16 protein-coding genes are annotated in these 17050 nt (G+C 48.9%); 6 read left to right on the top strand and 10 right to left on the bottom strand.

What is annotated here, in order from left to right; all coding sequences use genetic code 11:
- The first annotated feature begins 102 nt into the window (after positions 1-102).
- Positions 103-1179 (top strand): AI-2E family transporter, encoded by a 1077-nt coding sequence (locus ICL55_RS10680; protein WP_188096860.1) that lies wholly within the window; start codon positions 103-105, stop codon positions 1177-1179.
- Here the strand turns inward: ICL55_RS10680 and nadD are convergent.
- The 5 genes from nadD to paaA form a co-directional block, all read right to left on the bottom strand.
- Positions 1176-1745, bottom strand: a complete 570-nt coding sequence (gene nadD / locus ICL55_RS10685) for a nicotinate (nicotinamide) nucleotide adenylyltransferase (protein ID WP_188096862.1) — start codon at positions 1743-1745, stop codon at positions 1176-1178. The genes ICL55_RS10680 and nadD overlap by 4 nt on opposite strands.
- A 185-nt stretch (positions 1746-1930) precedes the next feature.
- On the bottom strand, positions 1931-2428 hold the full coding sequence (gene paaD / locus ICL55_RS10690; RefSeq protein WP_188096864.1) for a 1,2-phenylacetyl-CoA epoxidase subunit PaaD: 498 nt from the start codon (positions 2426-2428) through the stop codon (positions 1931-1933).
- A gap of 1 nt (position 2429) precedes the next feature.
- Entirely contained in the window at positions 2430-3194 is a 765-nt protein-coding gene (paaC, locus tag ICL55_RS10695; RefSeq protein ID WP_223151411.1) for a 1,2-phenylacetyl-CoA epoxidase subunit PaaC, read from the bottom strand.
- Positions 3191-3559, bottom strand: coding sequence for a 1,2-phenylacetyl-CoA epoxidase subunit B (locus ICL55_RS10700; RefSeq protein WP_168870901.1), 369 nt, complete (start codon positions 3557-3559; stop codon positions 3191-3193). The genes paaC and ICL55_RS10700 overlap by 4 nt, the downstream gene beginning before the upstream one ends.
- An 81-nt stretch (positions 3560-3640) precedes the next feature.
- Positions 3641-4639, bottom strand: a complete 999-nt coding sequence (gene paaA, locus ICL55_RS10705) for a 1,2-phenylacetyl-CoA epoxidase subunit PaaA (RefSeq protein WP_188096867.1) — start codon at positions 4637-4639, stop codon at positions 3641-3643.
- 190 nt (positions 4640-4829) lie between these two features.
- Between paaA and ICL55_RS10710 the strand changes: the two genes are divergently transcribed.
- A complete protein-coding gene (locus ICL55_RS10710; protein ID WP_188096869.1) occupies positions 4830-5465 on the top strand; it encodes a DUF922 domain-containing protein in 636 nt (211 codons plus the stop codon).
- A gap of 50 nt (positions 5466-5515) precedes the next feature.
- Positions 5516-6937, top strand: coding sequence for a S41 family peptidase (locus ICL55_RS10715; RefSeq protein WP_188096871.1), 1422 nt, complete (start codon positions 5516-5518; stop codon positions 6935-6937).
- 162 nt (positions 6938-7099) lie between these two features.
- On the opposite strand, the gene ICL55_RS10720 is transcribed toward ICL55_RS10715, so the two are convergent.
- The 4 genes from ICL55_RS10720 to ICL55_RS10735 form a co-directional block, all read right to left on the bottom strand.
- On the bottom strand, positions 7100-8002 hold the full coding sequence (locus tag ICL55_RS10720) for a M28 family peptidase (protein ID WP_188096874.1): 903 nt from the start codon (positions 8000-8002) through the stop codon (positions 7100-7102).
- Positions 8003-8043: 41 nt separating this feature from the next.
- The gene (feoB, locus tag ICL55_RS10725) at positions 8044-10176 is read right to left on the bottom strand and encodes a ferrous iron transport protein B (RefSeq protein ID WP_188096876.1); all 2133 of its coding nucleotides are present in this window, start codon (positions 10174-10176) and stop codon (positions 8044-8046) included.
- 150 nt (positions 10177-10326) lie between these two features.
- Entirely contained in the window at positions 10327-12000 is a 1674-nt protein-coding gene (locus ICL55_RS10730) for a PspC domain-containing protein (protein WP_188096878.1), read from the bottom strand.
- Between the two features lie 39 nt (positions 12001-12039).
- Positions 12040-12381 (bottom strand): PadR family transcriptional regulator, encoded by a 342-nt coding sequence (locus ICL55_RS10735; protein WP_078669713.1) that lies wholly within the window; start codon positions 12379-12381, stop codon positions 12040-12042.
- Between the two features lie 395 nt (positions 12382-12776).
- Here ICL55_RS10735 and ICL55_RS10740 point away from each other — a divergent pair, with 395 nt between their 5' ends.
- The 3 genes from ICL55_RS10740 (at position 12777) to ICL55_RS10750 (ending at position 15695) form a co-directional block, all read left to right on the top strand.
- Positions 12777-13070 carry a hypothetical protein gene (locus tag ICL55_RS10740; protein ID WP_169223305.1) on the top strand — a complete coding sequence of 98 codons (294 nt, stop codon included), beginning with the start codon at positions 12777-12779 and terminating at the stop codon, positions 13068-13070.
- Between the two features lie 216 nt (positions 13071-13286).
- Positions 13287-14936: a SulP family inorganic anion transporter gene (locus tag ICL55_RS10745; RefSeq protein ID WP_188096880.1), complete on the top strand. Its 1650-nt coding sequence runs from the start codon at positions 13287-13289 to the stop codon at positions 14934-14936.
- An 84-nt stretch (positions 14937-15020) separates the two neighbouring features.
- Complete coding sequence (locus ICL55_RS10750) at positions 15021-15695, top strand: carbonic anhydrase family protein (RefSeq protein WP_188096882.1); 675 nt, start codon at positions 15021-15023, stop codon at positions 15693-15695.
- A gap of 217 nt (positions 15696-15912) precedes the next feature.
- Here the strand turns inward: ICL55_RS10750 and ICL55_RS10755 are convergent, their stop codons facing one another.
- The gene (locus ICL55_RS10755) at positions 15913-17046 is read right to left on the bottom strand and encodes a methionine aminotransferase (RefSeq protein ID WP_188096884.1); all 1134 of its coding nucleotides are present in this window, start codon (positions 17044-17046) and stop codon (positions 15913-15915) included.
- Positions 17047-17050: the final 4 nt, after the last annotated feature.

The raw sequence follows: 17050 nt of genomic DNA on the forward strand, positions 1-17050 counted from the left end.
CGCATTAAGAACAAGCTTTGCGGTTTTTTGTTTAGCTATCATGGCCGAAAGCGCTGGTTCGTTTTTTGCCTGTACCGTTAAATTATCCGATATTATTGTACTATGAGCTACCTGGACAACGACCGACTCAAACAAATTGGCTTCCTGTTACTGATCCTTTTCCTGGCCATCCTGCTGTTTAAGGAAACATATCTATTTTTCCCCGGCTTCCTCGGGGCCGTCACGCTGTATGTTATCTGCCGCAGGTGGATGTTCCGACTGATAGAAGTCCGGAAATGGAAGAAAAACCTGGCCGCCGCCATCCTGATGACCGCCTCCTTTCTGGTCATCCTGCTACCTATCGGCGCGCTGGTGAACATGCTCTCTTCCCGCGTAGCTTATGCTGCGGCCCATTCCGGAGAGCTGATCAACAAAGCCAGGGAACTGAATGAAAAACTGCATCAGGAAATCGGGGTGAACCTGCTTTCCACACAGCAACTGCAAAAACTACAGGAAGGGATCACCGCCTTCCTCCCGGGCTTCCTCGGCGCTACCTTCAATACACTCACGGCTATCGCCCTTATGTATTTTATGCTGTACTTCATGCTGGTCAACGGCCGGAAGATGGAAGAAACCCTGTACGAGTATATTCCCCTGCGGGATGAGAATGTGGATAGGCTGGGCCGGGAGTTTAACACCCTGGTATTTGCCAATGCGCTGGGAATACCGTTGATTGCGGTGATACAAGGCGTGGTATCGCTGATCGGATACCTGGTTTTTGGTGTCCCACAGCCGTTTTTCTGGTTTGTGGTCACCTGCTTCACCGCCATGCTGCCGGTTATTGGAGCGGCGGCGGTATATGTGCCGATGGGCGTATATCTGTTGGCCGTAGGTAACACCTGGCAGGGTATTGCAGTGCTGGTATATGGTTTTGGGGTGGTGGGTATTTCAGATAATGTCTCCCGGCTTCTCCTGGCTAAAAAAATAGCGGATGTTCATCCCCTGATCACCATCTTCGGCGTGATCATCGGTGTTAATCTCTTTGGTTTTATTGGCCTGATATTCGGGCCACTGTTGATCTCCATGTTTATCCTCTTATTGGAGATCTATTCCAACGAATATCTGGTAAAAAGAAGGGACCGCCGGCAACGGCACCAGCAGGAGGCGCCGGCACAAAGCAATCACCCGCCTGCCGGTTAACGGAAATAGTTATTCTCCTGAATATAGTTGATCACATTATCCGGTACCATATACCGTACCGACTTCCCCTGTTTGATCCACTGCCGGATATCGGTAGCGGAAATGTCCAGCATCGGGGCATCCAGTATTTCCACACGGGCGCCGTAGGTATCGGTGATATCGTGTCCCGGACGGCGGTATACATAGATCGGATAGTGTTGTACAATGTGCATATAATTCTTCCAGCGCGGCAGGTTTTGAAAACTGTCGCTCCCCATGATAATCGCAAATTCCTGTGTAGGGAATTTCTCACCCATATATGCCAGCGTATCTACCGTAAAGGAAGGGCGTGGCAGGGAGAACTCAATATTGCTGGCGCGCAGCCGCGGCTCATCTTTGATGGCCAGTTCCACCAGATGAAAACGGTCATGCTCGTTCAGCAATGTAGAAGAGGTCTTTAGTGGGTTCTGCGGGGAAACCACAAACCATACTTTATCCAGGTCAGTATTGTATGCTACATAATTGGCAATGATCAAATGCCCTGTGTGTATAGGATTAAAAGACCCGAAATACAAACCTATTCTCATGTTTCATCTTTTTACAATTACGAATTACAAATTACGAATTACGAATTCAGGGCTTTCTTACAGCAAGGGTATTTAAATAACCTTTCCGATAGTAAACCCCGAATTCGTCATTCGTAATTTGTAATTCGTAATTGTAAAAGTAGGCTTTTCCTGCGATAGCCATTATGGAAACATAGAAACAACGCTTATTCCAGCGGCTTAAACTGTTCAAATACCTGACCACAGGATTTACAGTAATGAATAGCGCGGCACAACGTGGACCCAAACGGTGAACGGAGATAGGTATGTTCACTACCACAATGCGGACAAGGGGTATTCAGCATGATTTCGGGCCGCACGTCTCCTTCTACTACGGGTGGCGGCGCAATGCCGAAATTTTTCAGTTTCTCTTTAGCCGCCGCCGTCATCCGGTTGCTTTCCCAATGCACCTGTTTGTCTATTTCTACGGTAACGGCTACCCCAAGCGCTTTTTCTACTACTGTCCGGATATTGTCTTTGATATAACTAACTGCCGGACATGCTGCAAAAGTGGGTATCATACGAATCAACACCGGCTCCCCTTCCGTGATCTCTACCCCGGTGATCATACCAAGGTCTATCACGCTGAGCACCGGTATTTCAGGGTCCATCACCTGTTCCAGTGCATGATATATGTCTTCCCGTGTAATGGTGGCTGACGTCATATTACCAGCTGGCCTCCGTGTCCAGGTTAAATACTTCTCCCATCTCTTTCAGCAACGGGGCAAGGTGGGTAGTGTGGAAACCCTGCCTGCCACCATATACCGGAGCGACGGTCTTCATATCGGGGAGATTCAGGGAGGCTTTTACCAGCACGGGATAGATACGGTCCAGCCAGCGATTGTACAATGCTTTCTCTCCGGGATATACTTTTTCTGTTATCAGCGTTTCCTCATGCGCCGCAGAGGGTTCAAAGATCCCGGCCGCCAGCGCAATGGTGTCGTTCAGCGCTGTCTGCATCCGGGCGTAGCCTTCTTCACTGGCGTTGCTGAGTTGCAGGATGAATGCGTTGGCATGCAGTGTATGGTATTTCAATTCTCCCTTTAATTTTTTACTGAGTTGCTGAAAGGGCTCATAGCTGCTTTCCTGCAGACTTTCATACCGTACTGTTTCTGCATGGTCAAACAGAAAATGCCGCATCAGGCTGAAGTCATACCCTCCGTTAGGCATCTCCACAAGATGGGAACATTTAAAGGCGCTCTCCGGGCGCATGAAAGCAAAGCGGTCGGGATCTTCGCCGCCCAGGTTTTCGTGCAGGATACGATATAATGCCCAGGCATGGCCAATCTTGTCCTGTGCCATGGAAGAGAAAGCAATGTCTTCTTCCATAACAGGGCCGAGGCCTGTCCACTCGGAATTGCGGTGGCCCTGAATCAGTTCATCATCGGCCATCTTTATAATAAGGTCTGTTAATGCTGCGTTGCTGATCATTTGGATTGTTTGAATTTGTTGATCTTCTCCATTACTTTGAAACCACTGGCATCACGGTAGTTCTTCTCCAGATTGTTGGCGAACATATCTTCATCTTCCACATCAAAAGCCAGAATATCGGCACTTCTGACCACCCACAGGTTCACGCATTTTTTTCGGCGGGCAAATTGTTCTTTGGCAAATACCAATGCCAGTTGCGGGTCTGGTGCATGTACACAGCCCACATGCTCATGATGGGCCCCTCTTTTCTCCTGATGGAACACTTCATAGACATTCCAGTTCTCCCCTTCCTCCACTTTAATGACCGCGTTGGCATCACCCAGTTTCAGCCTGTTGACACGCGGATCTAAAGAATCGTTAGACATGAATTTGTTGATTGCTTTTATTAAACGAAAATCTGCCTGTCGACCACTCATCGCAGGCTATAACGTGCAGGTATATACGATTTATGCCACCGGCAGTGAGCGCCGTTCAGTCGGGTTCATTAACGCCTTGCGTACCCATCGGCCTTCTTCTTCCGCCCATTTCCTCACCTGCAGGCGCTCTGCATTGCAGGGACCGCCGCCATTGATCACCCGGAAAAACTCGTTCCAGTCAGGGTCGGTATACTCCCAGCGACCGGTATCCGGGTTCTTGCGAAGCGCCGGGTCCGGCAGGGTAAGTCCCAACTCCCATATCTTAGGTACATAACTGTCCAGAAACTGATTGCGCATTTCATCATTGCTCGCCATTTTCACTTTCCATTGCATCAGCTTTTCGCTGTGCTGGGAGGTTTTGTCGGGAGGACCGAAGAAATGCATGATCGGTTGCCACCAGCGGTTCAGCGCATCCTGCAACATCGCTTTCTGTTCCGGTGTGCCGGTAGCCAGCTCAATAAATGCATCGTGCCCCTGTTTCAGGTGGAAGCTCTCTTCATAACAAATCCGCTCCAGTGCCCGGCAATAAGGGCCATAGGACCCTTTTGCATTGGCCACCTGGTTAACGATAGCGGCCGCATCGATCAGAAAACCGATCACCGTCACATCCGCCCATGTTTTAGCGGGATAATTAAATACATTGGAATATTTGGATTTACCGCTGAGCAGGTCGTTGATCATGGCTTCCCTGGATTTTCCAAGCGTTTCTGCTGCATTGTACAACAGTTGACCATGACCGATCTCATCCTGCACTTTGGCAATCAGCGCCAGTTTGCGTTTGAAGCCAGGTGCGCGGGTAATCCACGTGCCTTCCGGCAATGCACCGATTATTTCGGAGTGTGCATGCTGCTCAATCAAACGGATGAGTTGTCTGCGATATTCTGCCGGCATCCAGTCGCCCGGCTCAATTTTTTCCCCTCTGGCTATTCTTTCTTCAAAAGCCACGAGCTTTTCAGGATCATCGTGCAGTTGTTCTTCCCGCAGCTGTTTTCCGTTTGGTTCGTCGAAAATATATCCGCCGCCGTACATAGTGCGATTGTTTTGGTTGGAAGTAAATTACGGAAAAAAGCCCGTTTAAGGCAGAAAATGATTGTTAAAACACCCGGGGCAAATGTTATAGAATTTACAAATTTTGATACCCGGGAACAGGCAGTCAGGCATTTTCCTAATTTTAGTGCTGTTGTCCACAGGTATGCCATCCTTATTACATATATTTTGTATGTTTTTTTTGCCCTTCGGGCAGACAAAAACGCATATCCCGCCTGCTCCTCCGCATAAAATCATCAACATCCAGCTGGTATTTGAGGACCGGGAAGATGCCGACAACCCACACTCAGACACGCTTTTTTATTCCTCTGCACGCAAACTGCGGTGGAACGATTTCAGGGGCAAGCCATCCCCGGCCGGACCCAGCGCCGCCGTATCCTATACCAGCTTTTCCTACGAAGGGGCCAGCTCGGTTACCCACGATACGTTGAAAATCAAGCTCATCATGCAGGTATTTTTTATCAAAAGCGCCTCCTGGGTAAGGGACGATGCGCGCGACAACTACGCGCTGATGCATGAACAGCTTCATTTCGACATTACCCGGCTGGTAGTGGAGCGGTTTAAACAAAAACTTCGGCAAACAGCATTGAACCGGGACGATTATGATAGTGTTATACAATATCAGTATCTCCAATCCTTTCAGGAAATGAACCGCATGCAGTACGCCTTCGACCGCGATACCCATCACGGCACCAATATGGCCGCGCAGTTACGTTGGCGGGATAAAATTAATCTGGGCCTAAAGAACAAAGGAGTCATGCCGGAAGAACTAGGATACGATCTCTTTGGTAACTTTGGTCCACAATAGTATACAACTCTTGTTCGTTTAATCATTCGGGTTATCCTAAAATTGCTGTTATGCAACCAAATCGACGCCGCTGGCTGACCGCCGGCCTCCTATTTATCGCCCTTCTTTCCGCCTGTAAGAAAAAGGACCAGGCCGGCCCGCAACGGCCACAAGCCAATATCAACGATAGCATCTTCTCCGTATTTAAAGACATTTATCTCTGGACAGACGTTATTCCCGATTCGGCGACCTTTAAACCTGAAAGTTATGGCTCCGTTCAAAATATGTTCAGCTCATTGATCACCCTGAAAAAGAACAATACGAATGGCCAGCCCCTCGACAGGTACAGCTTCATCGATGATGGCACCACTTCCCGGGCCTTACAGGGCGACATTTTAGGGGATATGGGCTTTGAAGTAGGCTATCAGACAGATAATACCCTCTACGTAATCTATGTATACCCCGGCTCACCGGCGGATAAAGCCGGCATCAGGAGAGGATGGCAGCTCATCAGCGTGAACGGCATCAGCAGTTTTCAGGTAGGCCAGGCCACCAACAACATGCTTAATGCCGCCTTCGCCAGCAAAAGCGCCACCTGGGTATTCCGGAAGCCGGACAATAGTAACCAAACCAATACCCTTTCTCCGGCTGCCTATAAGCTCAATCCTATTCTCTACGCCAATACCTACAACTTTAACGGCACCAAAGTGGGTTACTTTGTGTTCAACAACTTCGTCACCCTCAATGACGTGAAACCTACTTTCGACTCGCTGTTCAACGTCTGGTCGCAAGCCGGCGTTACGCGGGTGATAGCCGATCTGCGCTACAACGGCGGCGGCCTCCTCGAAACCGCGGAGTACCTGGCCAACAACCTCGCACCGGCCAGCGCCAACAATACCGTGATGTATACCCAGTCGTTCAACAACAACGTGAATACCAACAACTACAGCTATATATTCCGGAACATGAAAGCAGTGCCCTATAATCCCAACATGTACTGGACAGACATTTTCCGGCAGGAAGCTACCACCTACAGAAGCACCAGTTTTCAAAAGCAAGGCTCGCTGGCGCTCACCAACCTCAGCTTCCTCGTTACCAATGGTACCGTATCCGCCAGCGAACTGCTGTACAATGTGCTGAAACCATCGATGAACCCTCATTTGATTGGCAGCACCACCTATGGCAAACCGGTGGGTTTCATCAATATTACCTTCGGTCAGTATGATATGTACGCCGTTTGTTTTCAGACATTCAATTCAGCCGGCGAAGGCGGTTACTTCAGTGGTATTGCTCCCACGATTGCTGTAACAGACGACTATACCAACAACTGGGGCAGCTTCTCCGATCCGCTGCTGCGCACCGCCCTTACTGACATGGGCATTCCCGCATCACAGCTGGGCAGAATAGCCGCCCCGGAGCTTAATACAGGCAGAATCGGGGTGCGGCACCCGAACAATCGCTTTCAGGGCATGGTACAAACACCCAGAAACTAAATCATTTAGGGATTTTTTGATTTACGCTTTTTTAGTTTCGTGAATTAATAAAACAAATAAACAAGTAGACCGAAGCGATGTTATTATTCGCTTCGGTCTACTTGTTTATTGATCCCGGAGATCCAAAAATCGTAAATCAAAAAATCGTAAATCAAGAAATTCCTACATCCCTATATCATCTATCTGCCTGGTCATCTCCAGAATCGTCTTCACCACCTGATAATAAAAGCGATGATTGATGCGATCATATTCATCGGTTAGCTGATGATAATCTGGATGATCTTCTACCCCAAAATACAGGAAGGGTATCTTTTGTGCATGAAAAGCTCCCTGATCGCTCTGGTTGGTCCAGTTGTCACTGCCGCTACCCGGAACATCATGCCCCGCCAGCACTTTGATGCTGCTTTTGGCTGCTGCGGAATCGATGAACTTTTTCAGTTGCGGATAAGGTGTGGAGCCGGCTACATACAGTTCATTCTTATCATTATGCGACACCATGTCCATGTTAATATTGAGCCGGATTGTGTTCAGGGGCACCGGTGGTTGCTGTACAAATGCCCGGGAACCCTGCAATCCTTCTTCTTCTCCGTCGAAAGCAACAAATAACAACGTGTATTTAGGCGGGTTCTTTTTAAAATAGGCCGCCAGCGCCAGGATAGTGCCCACGCCGGATGCGTTGTCATCTGCACCATTGTAAATACTGTCTTTTGCTGCATTGGGCTTGCCGATACCGAGGTGGTCGTAGTGCGCGGAAATAACAATTACGTCGCTGCTCTTTCCGGGAATATAGCCGAAGAGGTTAGTCCCCATGACTTTCTTGTTCCCTTCCTGAAAATAAAACGGATACTCGTAGGTGTTATGATAGGGAGTGATGCCGATCTGCTTAAACCGGTCGATAATATAAAACTGGGCCAGGCGGCTGCCACGGGTCCCGGTTTTTCGGCCTTCAAACTTATCGGCGGAAAGGGTACGCACGTCTTTCAGCAGCTGGGCAGAGTCAACAGAAGACTGCGCCAACAACGGACCTGCAAAAAGCAGGCATAAGCTGTAACAAAGCACTTTCATAGTAATGCAATTTCGTGAGCATTACTGCAATGTACAAGATATTATTTGAAGATATTAAAGATAACCAGGCTGCACACGTAAGCCAGTGATGTCATATAGACCAGCTGGATAAAAGGAATTTTCCACGATTTCGTTTCCCTTTTTACGATGGCCATGGTACTCATACACTGCATGGCAAATGCATAAAACAGCATGAGAGAAAGCCCGGCAGCCAGTGTATATACCGGCCGGCCATCCGGCCATTTGGCAGAAGCCATTTTTTCGCGGAGGGTAGCATTATTATCGTCAGGGTTTTCGCCAACGCTGTAAAGGGTGGCCATGGTGCCCACAAATACTTCACGGGCGGCAAAAGAAGTGATCAGCGCAATCCCTATTTTCCAGTCAAAACCCAGCGGGCGGATAGCCGGTTCGATGGCATGTCCGAGAATACCGGCGTAGGAATGTGACAGTTTTTCAGAACGGAATTCACGGTCCAGCGCTTCTGCTTCCGGAGAGCCTTCCGGCGCGGCAGCGATCATTTTCTCGTATTTGGCGTGCAACGGCTCCATTCTGCTGGCAGGCCCATAAGAAGCCAGGAACCAAAGTATCACAGAAATCACCACAATCACTTTACCGGCGTCGGTAACAAAAATCTTTGCTTTTTCCACCATGGTGGTACCTACGTTCTTCCAGCGTGGCGCACGGTATACGGGCAGCTCCATAATGAAGTAGCTCTTTTCCCTGATGCGCACAAACAGCTTCATTACGGCGGCTATCAGGATCGCCATAAAGAAACCAAGCAGGTAAAGGCCCATCATCACCAGGCCTTGCAAACCAAGAAAGCCCAGCACCCTTCTGTCGGGGATCACCAGGGCGATCATCATGGTGTAGATCGGCAGCCGCGCAGAGCAGCTCATGAGCGGTGTAACCAGTATGGTAATGAGGCGTTCTTTTTTGTTTTCGATGGTCCGGGTGGCCATAATGGCGGGAACCGCACAAGCTACACCGCTGATCAGTGGCATCACAGACTTCCCGTTGAGCCCTACCTGCCGCATGAGACGGTCGGTGAGGAAGCTGATACGCGCCATGTAACCGGTATCTTCCAATACCGTGATCAGCCCGAACAGGATCATGATCTGCGGGATAAACACCGCAAATCCACTGATACCAGCCAGAATACCATTTACAAATACATCAGTGATTTTATTGTTGGGCAATACAGCCGTCAGCCAGCCGCTTAGTTTTCCGAAACCGGCTTCTATCGCGTCCATGGGATAAGATGCCAACCAGAAGATACTCTGGAACAGGAGGAACATCACCACCAGCAGGATAACGTATCCCCAAAAGCGGTGTAGCAGCAGATCATCGATCTTTTCAGAGCGCAGTTGCTTTTGCAGTGGATCTGCTTCTACTACGGAAGCTTTCATGATATGTTTGATGCGGTTGTACCGCTGCATGATTTCTTCCGCCTGTACTTTGGTTTTATTGAATTGATTGTGCTGAAGCGATTCGCGAATCGCTTTTTTCTGACCAGCATCCAGGAAAGTCAGTTCATCTGTATTAACGGCAACGTGCAGGGCGCCGTAGTCGCTACAGGCAGGTACTACTTTTTTCACATCGTCGATCACTGCTTCGGCCAGGGCAGCGTTGCCGATGAAGTCGCGGGGTGCAGCGCTATAATTGCCGCGGGCAGCCAGTTCAATGATCTTTTTCAGCTCAGTGACCCCTTTGTTTTTGCGGGGATTGATGGCCACTACCGGCACACCCAGTTCCCTTTCCAGCCCATCGATATCTATTTCCACGCCTTTTTTGCGGGCGATGTCCATCATGGTGAGGGCGATGATCACCGGAAATTTGAGGTCGATGATCTGGGAGCAGAAGAGGAGGTTACGTTTCAGGTTGGAGGCATCGGCAACAATGATCACCAGGTCGGGTGTGTCTTCATTCGCCGGATTGATCAATACATCGTAGGTCACATATTCATCCGCACTTTTGGGATACAGGCTGTAAGTGCCCGGAAGGTCTATCACGTTGGCCGTAAGTCCCGAAACGATGTTGGCCGTTCCGGTTTTCTTGTCTACCGTTACTCCGGGAAAGTTGCTGACTTTCTGATTTAACCCGGTGAGTGCGTTAAAAAGGGAGCTTTTTCCACTATTAGGATTTCCTACCAGCGCGATGTTTATTGGTGCCTGCATTCCTTGTCTTATCCTCTTTTTTAATGTTAGATGCCGAATACACAAAGTTAAACATTAATCTTCCTGGGTAATGATCGGATCGGGAAAAAAGAAGCGGGGCAGACCAGAAAGGCCTGCCCCGCTCCCATTAAAATGGCGGAAAATATGTAACTATCTGTGCGTAGTGTCGTTACCTTTATAGTGATAGGTGTTTTCTACAGAATCCCGTTCGATTTTTGCAGGGGCACCTTCTTCGGTAATACCATCGGGTGTCATTTTCAGACGGGTATGGCCGCTGTTGTCATCGTCATCATCAGAATGGATACCGATGTACCAGTCATTCTCGTCATTATAGCGACGGCCATATTTATCGAAAGAGAAGTGGCGGTAGATATCGTCAGCGACCTCCAGGTTTTTACCCACCGGTACTTTCACGACCATCAGCAGACGCTGTCCACGGAAAGTGGAGTGAGGTGGCAGGGAGAAGCCCTGAGGCACGTACAGCACGGAGTCTGTCTGTTTGATATTGAACTGGATATCACCCGCCAGCTTGTTGGCCTGTTGCAGGGTACGGCCCTGTGAGTAGCGGTACACTTCTACGCGGAAGCTATCCGTATTGCTTTTTTCCACTCTCAGCTTCACGAGGTTGATCATGGTGGTATCGTCGGCCACGATCAGGTTGTCGTCGAACCAGCTAAAATCGTCGCCGTTGAAGATACCGGGAGCCATGCGGAGCACCAGTTTATGCTGAGTGGGCTGTTGTATGGCCACTACTTCTGCGGGCAGGTTACTGCGTCTTCTGAAGTCTTTTGCCAGTGAGGTACCAACAACTCCGGCGAATACGAGACCCAGCAGCCAGAGGAACACCAGGGAGTAGCTGGCGTAGCGGTTACCCTGTTTAACACCTGTCAGCTTACGAACGATGAAGATCAGCAAGGCTACCACAGGGATGCCCAGGAGCAGCACGACGGCCGGCCAGAAGAAGTAGCTTTGCGCGGAATTGGCAGCGAGCAGCAGATTTTTCAGGGGGAACAGGGCCGCAGAAGAAATCGCGATCGCTATACCGGTGACGATCAGGCAGATCAGTATGACTACTGCCAGGAAGTAAAAGAATCCTTTGGTTACGAAAACCAATACTTTTCCCAACCCTTGCGCAAGGTTTACAAAAAAGCGTTCCAGATCATTACCTACCTGCTTTCCGCGGCCCTGCGAAAAATTTTGGAAATCTTTTCCTACGTTTTTCATCTGGTCCTTCATATTGCTCAATTCTTCCTGGATGGTAGCTTTGATATTGTTCAGGTCTACCTTTTCACCGCGCATTTCCAGTTTTTCTGCTGCAGTATCAGCAGAAGGCGTGGCCACCCACAGGATGAAATATACCAGTACACCGGTACCGAAGCCGCCGATGGCCAGCAGTACGAAGATGATACGGAAGATCACCGGATCTACGTTGAAGTAAGCGCCCAGGCCACCGCAGACACCACTCAGCACCTTGTTCTCCGGATCGCGGTAAAGGCGCTTGCGGGGACGGGGGATAAATTGTTCAGCGCTGTCCTGTGAGGCCGCACCGCTGCCGGCAGGGGCATCATCAAACTGCTCCGGTGTACCCATGGAAACTTTTACAGCAGCCACGTCTTCATCGGTAATGCAATGAGCACCTTTTTTCAGTTTGTCCTGGAACAGCTCGGCAATGCGGCTTTCGATGTCGGCCACAATTTCGTCGCCTCCTTCTTCTTTGGAGAAGTAGCTCTTCAGGCTGTCCAGATACTGGCGCAAAGCCTCATAGGCGCTATCCTCGATGGGAATCAGCCGACTCGACAGGTTTATATTGATAATCTTTTTCATTTTGTTGGTTCTTTTAGATTTTAGGTTTAGGTATATGCACTACAGCGGTGCGCTGTTTTGTTGTGTTAACTGATGGACTGCATTGGCCAGTTCGTTCCAGGTGCTTTCCAGTTCGCGGTAAAAGGTCTCCCCTTTGTCGGTCATGGAAAAATATTTTCGTGGGGGTCCGGAGCTACTTTCTACCCATCTGTAAGTGAGCAACTCTGCATTTTTCAGCCGTGTCAGTAAGGGATATAAGGTGCCCTCCAGGATGTCCAGCTTTGCCTCTTTCATCTTTTCAATGATGTCTGACGGATAAGCTTCTCCTTGCTTGATGACAGATAGAATGCAAAACTCAAGCACTCCCTTCCGCATCTGTGACTGTGTGTTATCGATGTTCATGGCAAGTGAGCTTTTAATTTGTATGACTTAAATGGTGGTTTTTGATTTGTATTAGCCGAAGGCCTGTATACCTTCCTTCAACTTTACGATACAAAAATAGGAATTATTTACTACTATGCAATACACAATACCATAGAAAGCAAAATAACTTGTTTTGGATATTACTGGCAAATACCTTCAAACCAGCACCTGTTGGGCATCTTCCGAAAAAAATAAAAAGAGGGCCAGGAAAACAATGTGATAAACGGAAAATAATAAGGATAAACGGAAATCGAGATTTAAAAGGACGAAAACCCGCCACCGGTCATCACTAAATTGCTTTAACATTTTTTTAATTACCGTAACTTAGCATATATGCTTTTGCTCATTTACTTTTGTATCAGCAGTTAATACACATGAAGAAAATTATCGGCATATTCCTTTTGGGACTTATGATCTCCCAGTTACTTCCCATCAAGGAGGTAGGAAAGCTGCTGTTTAATAATCAGATTGTGGAAGAACATCCTGTTGATGCAGGACATGATCATTTAAAGATTGCCAAGGAATTAAAATTCTGTAAGCAATTTGACGCACTGCAGTTTAATCCGATATTACTCATTGGCGTTTTGCATCCTCTTTTAATGGAGGATATCCCCAGCAATCCTGCCCAGGAAATCCACGCTCCTCCTCCCAATATTTTCAGAGCGTAATTTTATCCAGCTGCTGTAGTCACAGTCGGCATGTGTTTTCTATTTATTTATTGTAAGCATTTATTTCAGGCATTCCAGGGACGTCGTGTATCCACTAACGTGATACCCGCGATGGCACCCCAAAGGATGCGTCATCTGTATCTGTAATTACTTCCGCGACGGTAGCGATAGCTGCTGTCCGGCATCGCAATCCTTTAACGGAAAAATGCATTTTTTATGAACAAGCAAACATCGTTATTCTCCAATATCAAGGGGGACTTCTCTTCTGGTCTTGTTGTTTTCCTCATCGCTGTGCCGTTGTGCCTGGGTATTGCTCTGGCCTCCGGCGCTCCGCTCTTCTCCGGTATGATTGCCGGTATCATAGGCGGATTGGTAATCGGATTTTTCAGCGGCTCCCAGCTGAGCGTGAGTGGTCCGGCAGCAGGTCTTACTGCCATTGTGCTTTCGGCTATCACCAAACTGGGCGCGTTCGACATCTTCCTGCTGGCCGTAGTGATCGGAGGAGGGCTGCAGCTGATACTCGGACTTATCAAAGCGGGAACAGTGGCCAACTATTTCCCTTCCAATGTGATTACCGGTATGCTGGCAGCTATTGGTATTATTATCATCCTGAAACAACTTCCCCATGCTTTCGGCTATGATGCTGAAAATGAAGGCAGCATTGCTTTCTTCCAGGCAGACGGGGAAAATACTTTCAGTGCGCTGTTATCTACGCTCAATCACATCAGCATAGGAGCAACTATTATCACCGCCATATCCATTCTTATCATTCTGTATTGGAGCAAAATCCCAAAAGTAAGCCTGGTACCAGCACCACTCGTTGCCGTAATAGCCGGTATTCTGCTGAACCGTGCCTTTGCAGGCAACGAAGTGCTGGCCCTGGGTACCAAACATCTGGTAAGCCTGCCCGTACCACAGTCATTCTCCGACTTCCTCGGACAGTTCACCTTCCCGCGCTTCAGCGCCATCACCAGCAAGGAAGTGTGGATCACCGGTCTTACCATCGCTATCATTGCTTCTGTGGAAACATTGCTCAACGTGGAAGCGACCGACAAGCTGGACCCGCTGAAACGCCACACCTCCCCTAACCGGGAACTGAAGGCACAGGGTATCGGTAACATCGTGAGCGGTCTTATCGGCGGCCTGCCTATTACTTCTGTAATTGTGCGGTCCAGCGCCAACATCAATGCCGGCGGCCGTACTAAAATGGCCACCATGGTACACGGCGCGCTCCTGCTGATCTGCGCCGGACTTATTCCCATGGTGCTCAATATGATCCCGCTGGCCACGTTGGCCGCGGTGCTGCTGGTGACCGGCTATAAACTCTGTAAACTGCAGGTCTTCAAAGAAATGTTTAAAAACGGTAAATACCAGTGGGTACCGTTTGTGGCTACCGTTGTGGCCATCGTATTCACCGACCTGCTGATCGGTATTGGTATCGGTATGGCCGTGAGCGTGCTGGCAATCCTCCGGGGTAATATGAAAAGCTCCTATTACTTCCGTAAGGAAAAATACCAGACCGGCGACAGTATCCGCCTGGAACTGGCCCAGGAAGTATCCTTCCTCAACAAGGCCAGCATCCTGCTCACCCTGGACCATCTGCCTGCAGATACGACCGTCGTGATAGACGCCCAGAAAACGGCTTATATCGACTTCGACGTGCTGCAAACCATCCGGGAATTTAAAGATATCAAGGCGCCACAGAAAAATATTACTGTCATCCTCACCGGGTTTAAGGACGTATACAAAATCCCTAATACCCCCGGGAGCCTGGTAGAAGAACATGCCCGGAAAGCTAACGGGCACGTACACACTATTGCAGCCGGCAATCACAAGGAATTATTAAAAGAATTACAGTTGAACTAAACGGCTTATAGCGTAAATAAGAGGCAAGAGAAACCGGAAACCATGCTCTCTTCCTCCTTCATTCACCCATCAAAAAGAACAATCATGAAAACATTGAATAAAGTATCACAGAGTGGCATTACACCAAGACAAGCTTTGGAATTATTGAAATCCGGCAACCTCCGTTTTGTGGATAACCTCCGCATCAACCGTAACCTGTTGCAGATGGTAAACGACACCCGCGACGGTCAATGGCCGATGGCTGCTATTGTGAGCTGTATGGACTCCCGTACTTCTGCAGAGCTGATCTTCGATCAGGGATTGGGCGACGTGTTCAGCATCCGCCTGGCGGGCGCTGTGATATCTGACAACGTACTGGGCAGCCTGGAATACGCCTGTAAAGCGGCCGGCTCCAAGTTCATCGTAGTACTGGGGCACACCAAATGCGGTGCTATCTGCGGCGCCTGCGACGCGGTGGAAATGGGTAACCTTACCGGTCTGCTAAATAAAATCACGCCGTCAGTATTTGCGGAAAAAACGGTCACCGACAACCGGACTTCCAAGAACCCGGAGTTTGTACAAGCTGTGACCAACATCCACATTGAACGCTCTGTACAGGCTATCATGGAGCAAAGTCATATTCTGCGTGACATGATCCTGAAAGGAGATGTAGGTATCATCGGCGCCATGTACGACGTGGAGACCGGCGTTGTCAACTTCATGGAGCATACGCTGATCCTGAATAACGACAAAGAAACGGTACCGGCCATGGCCGTTTAATAAAAAGTCTCCTCAGGAGGAGACGTATGTTTGCTTGTAATATTAATGGGGCCGAGATAGCCAAGCCTGGCCGGTTTTTATAGGGGTACCTGTCCGGCGGTTATCGAAGCCCCATTATATCTTGTCATTTTGGTATTTTTTTATTTTGATATTTAGCGGGCATTTCTGGAATTCATCTTCCTAAACCCAGTGACTAAATTTCTGAATAATCAAATGACTAAATATTTCTCAGGCGCGCTGCCGCCTGTTCCAGCGTGGTTTCTTTTTTAGCAAAACAGAAACGCACGACATGATCATCTTTGCCATCATGATAGAATGCTGAAACCGGGATAGCCGCCACTCCAAATTCTTTGGTAAGCCGGGTAGCGAATGCTTTATCCCCTTCTGAAGATATCTGATCGTAACGCATCAGCTGAAAATAACTCCCCTTACTGGCCAGTGGCGTAAAGCGCGAGCCATTCATCAATTCCAGAAAATAATCCCTTTTCTGCTGATAAAATGCCGGCAGTTCCAGGTAATGTGCGGGTGTTTCCAGAAACTCTGCCAGTCCGTACTGCATCGGTGTATTCACAGAAAAACAGAGGTACTGATGTACTTTCCGATATTCTTTCATCAGATGCTCAGGCGCTACACAGTAGCCCATCTTCCAGCCGGTATTGTGAAACACCTTCCCGAAAGAAAACACCACAAAACTGTTTTTATAGATCGCAGGATAACGCAGCACACTGAGATGGCGGGCGCCGTCGAATACCAGGTGCTCATATACTTCGTCGGATAATACCAGCAGATTATGTTCTGCTACCAGCTTTTCCAGTTCGGCCATGTCCTCTTCCTGCAGGATGCTGCCGGTAGGGTTGTGTGGCGTGTTGACCATGATCATGCGGGTGCGGGGCGTTATTTTGCTACGCACCTCCTGCCAGTCAATCCGGTATTCAGGGAAAGAGAGGGATATCAATACCGGTTTGCCGCCGTTGACCAGCACATTAGGGATATAGCTGTCATAAGCCGGCTCAAAGATGATCACTTCATCTCCCGGATGGATATACGTGGCGATGGCCGTATAAATGGCATAGGTGCCGCCGGGGGTGATGGTGATGTCTGTGTCAGGATTGATGTTTTGCTGATAGAGAGACCTGATCTTGGCCGCGATAGCTGTGCGGAGCTGCAGAAGGCCGGGCATGGGCGCATATTGGTTATGTCCCTGCTGCATGGCCTGGTTGACCATTTCCTTCAGTTCATCGCTGCAATCGTAGTCGGGGAAGCCCTGTGAGAGATTGATCGCTTTATGTTCCGCTGCCAGGGCCGACATAACGGAAAAAATGGTGGTTCCTGTGTGTGGTAATTTGGACATAAAA

Source organism: Chitinophaga varians (assembly GCF_014529945.1).
Classification (GTDB): Bacteria; Bacteroidota; Bacteroidia; order Chitinophagales; family Chitinophagaceae; genus Chitinophaga; species Chitinophaga varians.

Bases quoted from the DNA above. Each gene is read 5' to 3' on its own strand.
- ICL55_RS10680 (WP_188096860.1), top strand. From the start codon at position 103: ATGAGCTACCTGGACAACGACCGACTCAAACAAATTGGCTTCCTGTTA.
- nadD (WP_188096862.1), bottom strand. From the start codon at position 1,745: ATGAGAATAGGTTTGTATTTCGGGTCTTTTAATCCTATACACACAGGG.
- paaD (WP_188096864.1), bottom strand. From the start codon at position 2,428: ATGACGTCAGCCACCATTACACGGGAAGACATATATCATGCACTGGAA.
- paaC (WP_223151411.1), bottom strand. From the start codon at position 3,194: ATGATCAGCAACGCAGCATTAACAGACCTTATTATAAAGATGGCCGAT.
- ICL55_RS10700 (WP_168870901.1), bottom strand. From the start codon at position 3,559: ATGTCTAACGATTCTTTAGATCCGCGTGTCAACAGGCTGAAACTGGGT.
- paaA (WP_188096867.1), bottom strand. From the start codon at position 4,639: ATGTACGGCGGCGGATATATTTTCGACGAACCAAACGGAAAACAGCTG.
- ICL55_RS10710 (WP_188096869.1), top strand. From the start codon at position 4,830: ATGTTTTTTTTGCCCTTCGGGCAGACAAAAACGCATATCCCGCCTGCT.
- ICL55_RS10715 (WP_188096871.1), top strand. From the start codon at position 5,516: ATGCAACCAAATCGACGCCGCTGGCTGACCGCCGGCCTCCTATTTATC.
- ICL55_RS10720 (WP_188096874.1), bottom strand. From the start codon at position 8,002: ATGAAAGTGCTTTGTTACAGCTTATGCCTGCTTTTTGCAGGTCCGTTG.
- feoB (WP_188096876.1), bottom strand. From the start codon at position 10,176: ATGCAGGCACCAATAAACATCGCGCTGGTAGGAAATCCTAATAGTGGA.
- ICL55_RS10730 (WP_188096878.1), bottom strand. From the start codon at position 12,000: ATGAAAAAGATTATCAATATAAACCTGTCGAGTCGGCTGATTCCCATC.
- ICL55_RS10735 (WP_078669713.1), bottom strand. From the start codon at position 12,381: ATGAACATCGATAACACACAGTCACAGATGCGGAAGGGAGTGCTTGAG.
- ICL55_RS10740 (WP_169223305.1), top strand. From the start codon at position 12,777: ATGAAGAAAATTATCGGCATATTCCTTTTGGGACTTATGATCTCCCAG.
- ICL55_RS10745 (WP_188096880.1), top strand. From the start codon at position 13,287: ATGAACAAGCAAACATCGTTATTCTCCAATATCAAGGGGGACTTCTCT.
- ICL55_RS10750 (WP_188096882.1), top strand. From the start codon at position 15,021: ATGAAAACATTGAATAAAGTATCACAGAGTGGCATTACACCAAGACAA.
- ICL55_RS10755 (WP_188096884.1), bottom strand. From the start codon at position 17,046: ATGTCCAAATTACCACACACAGGAACCACCATTTTTTCCGTTATGTCG.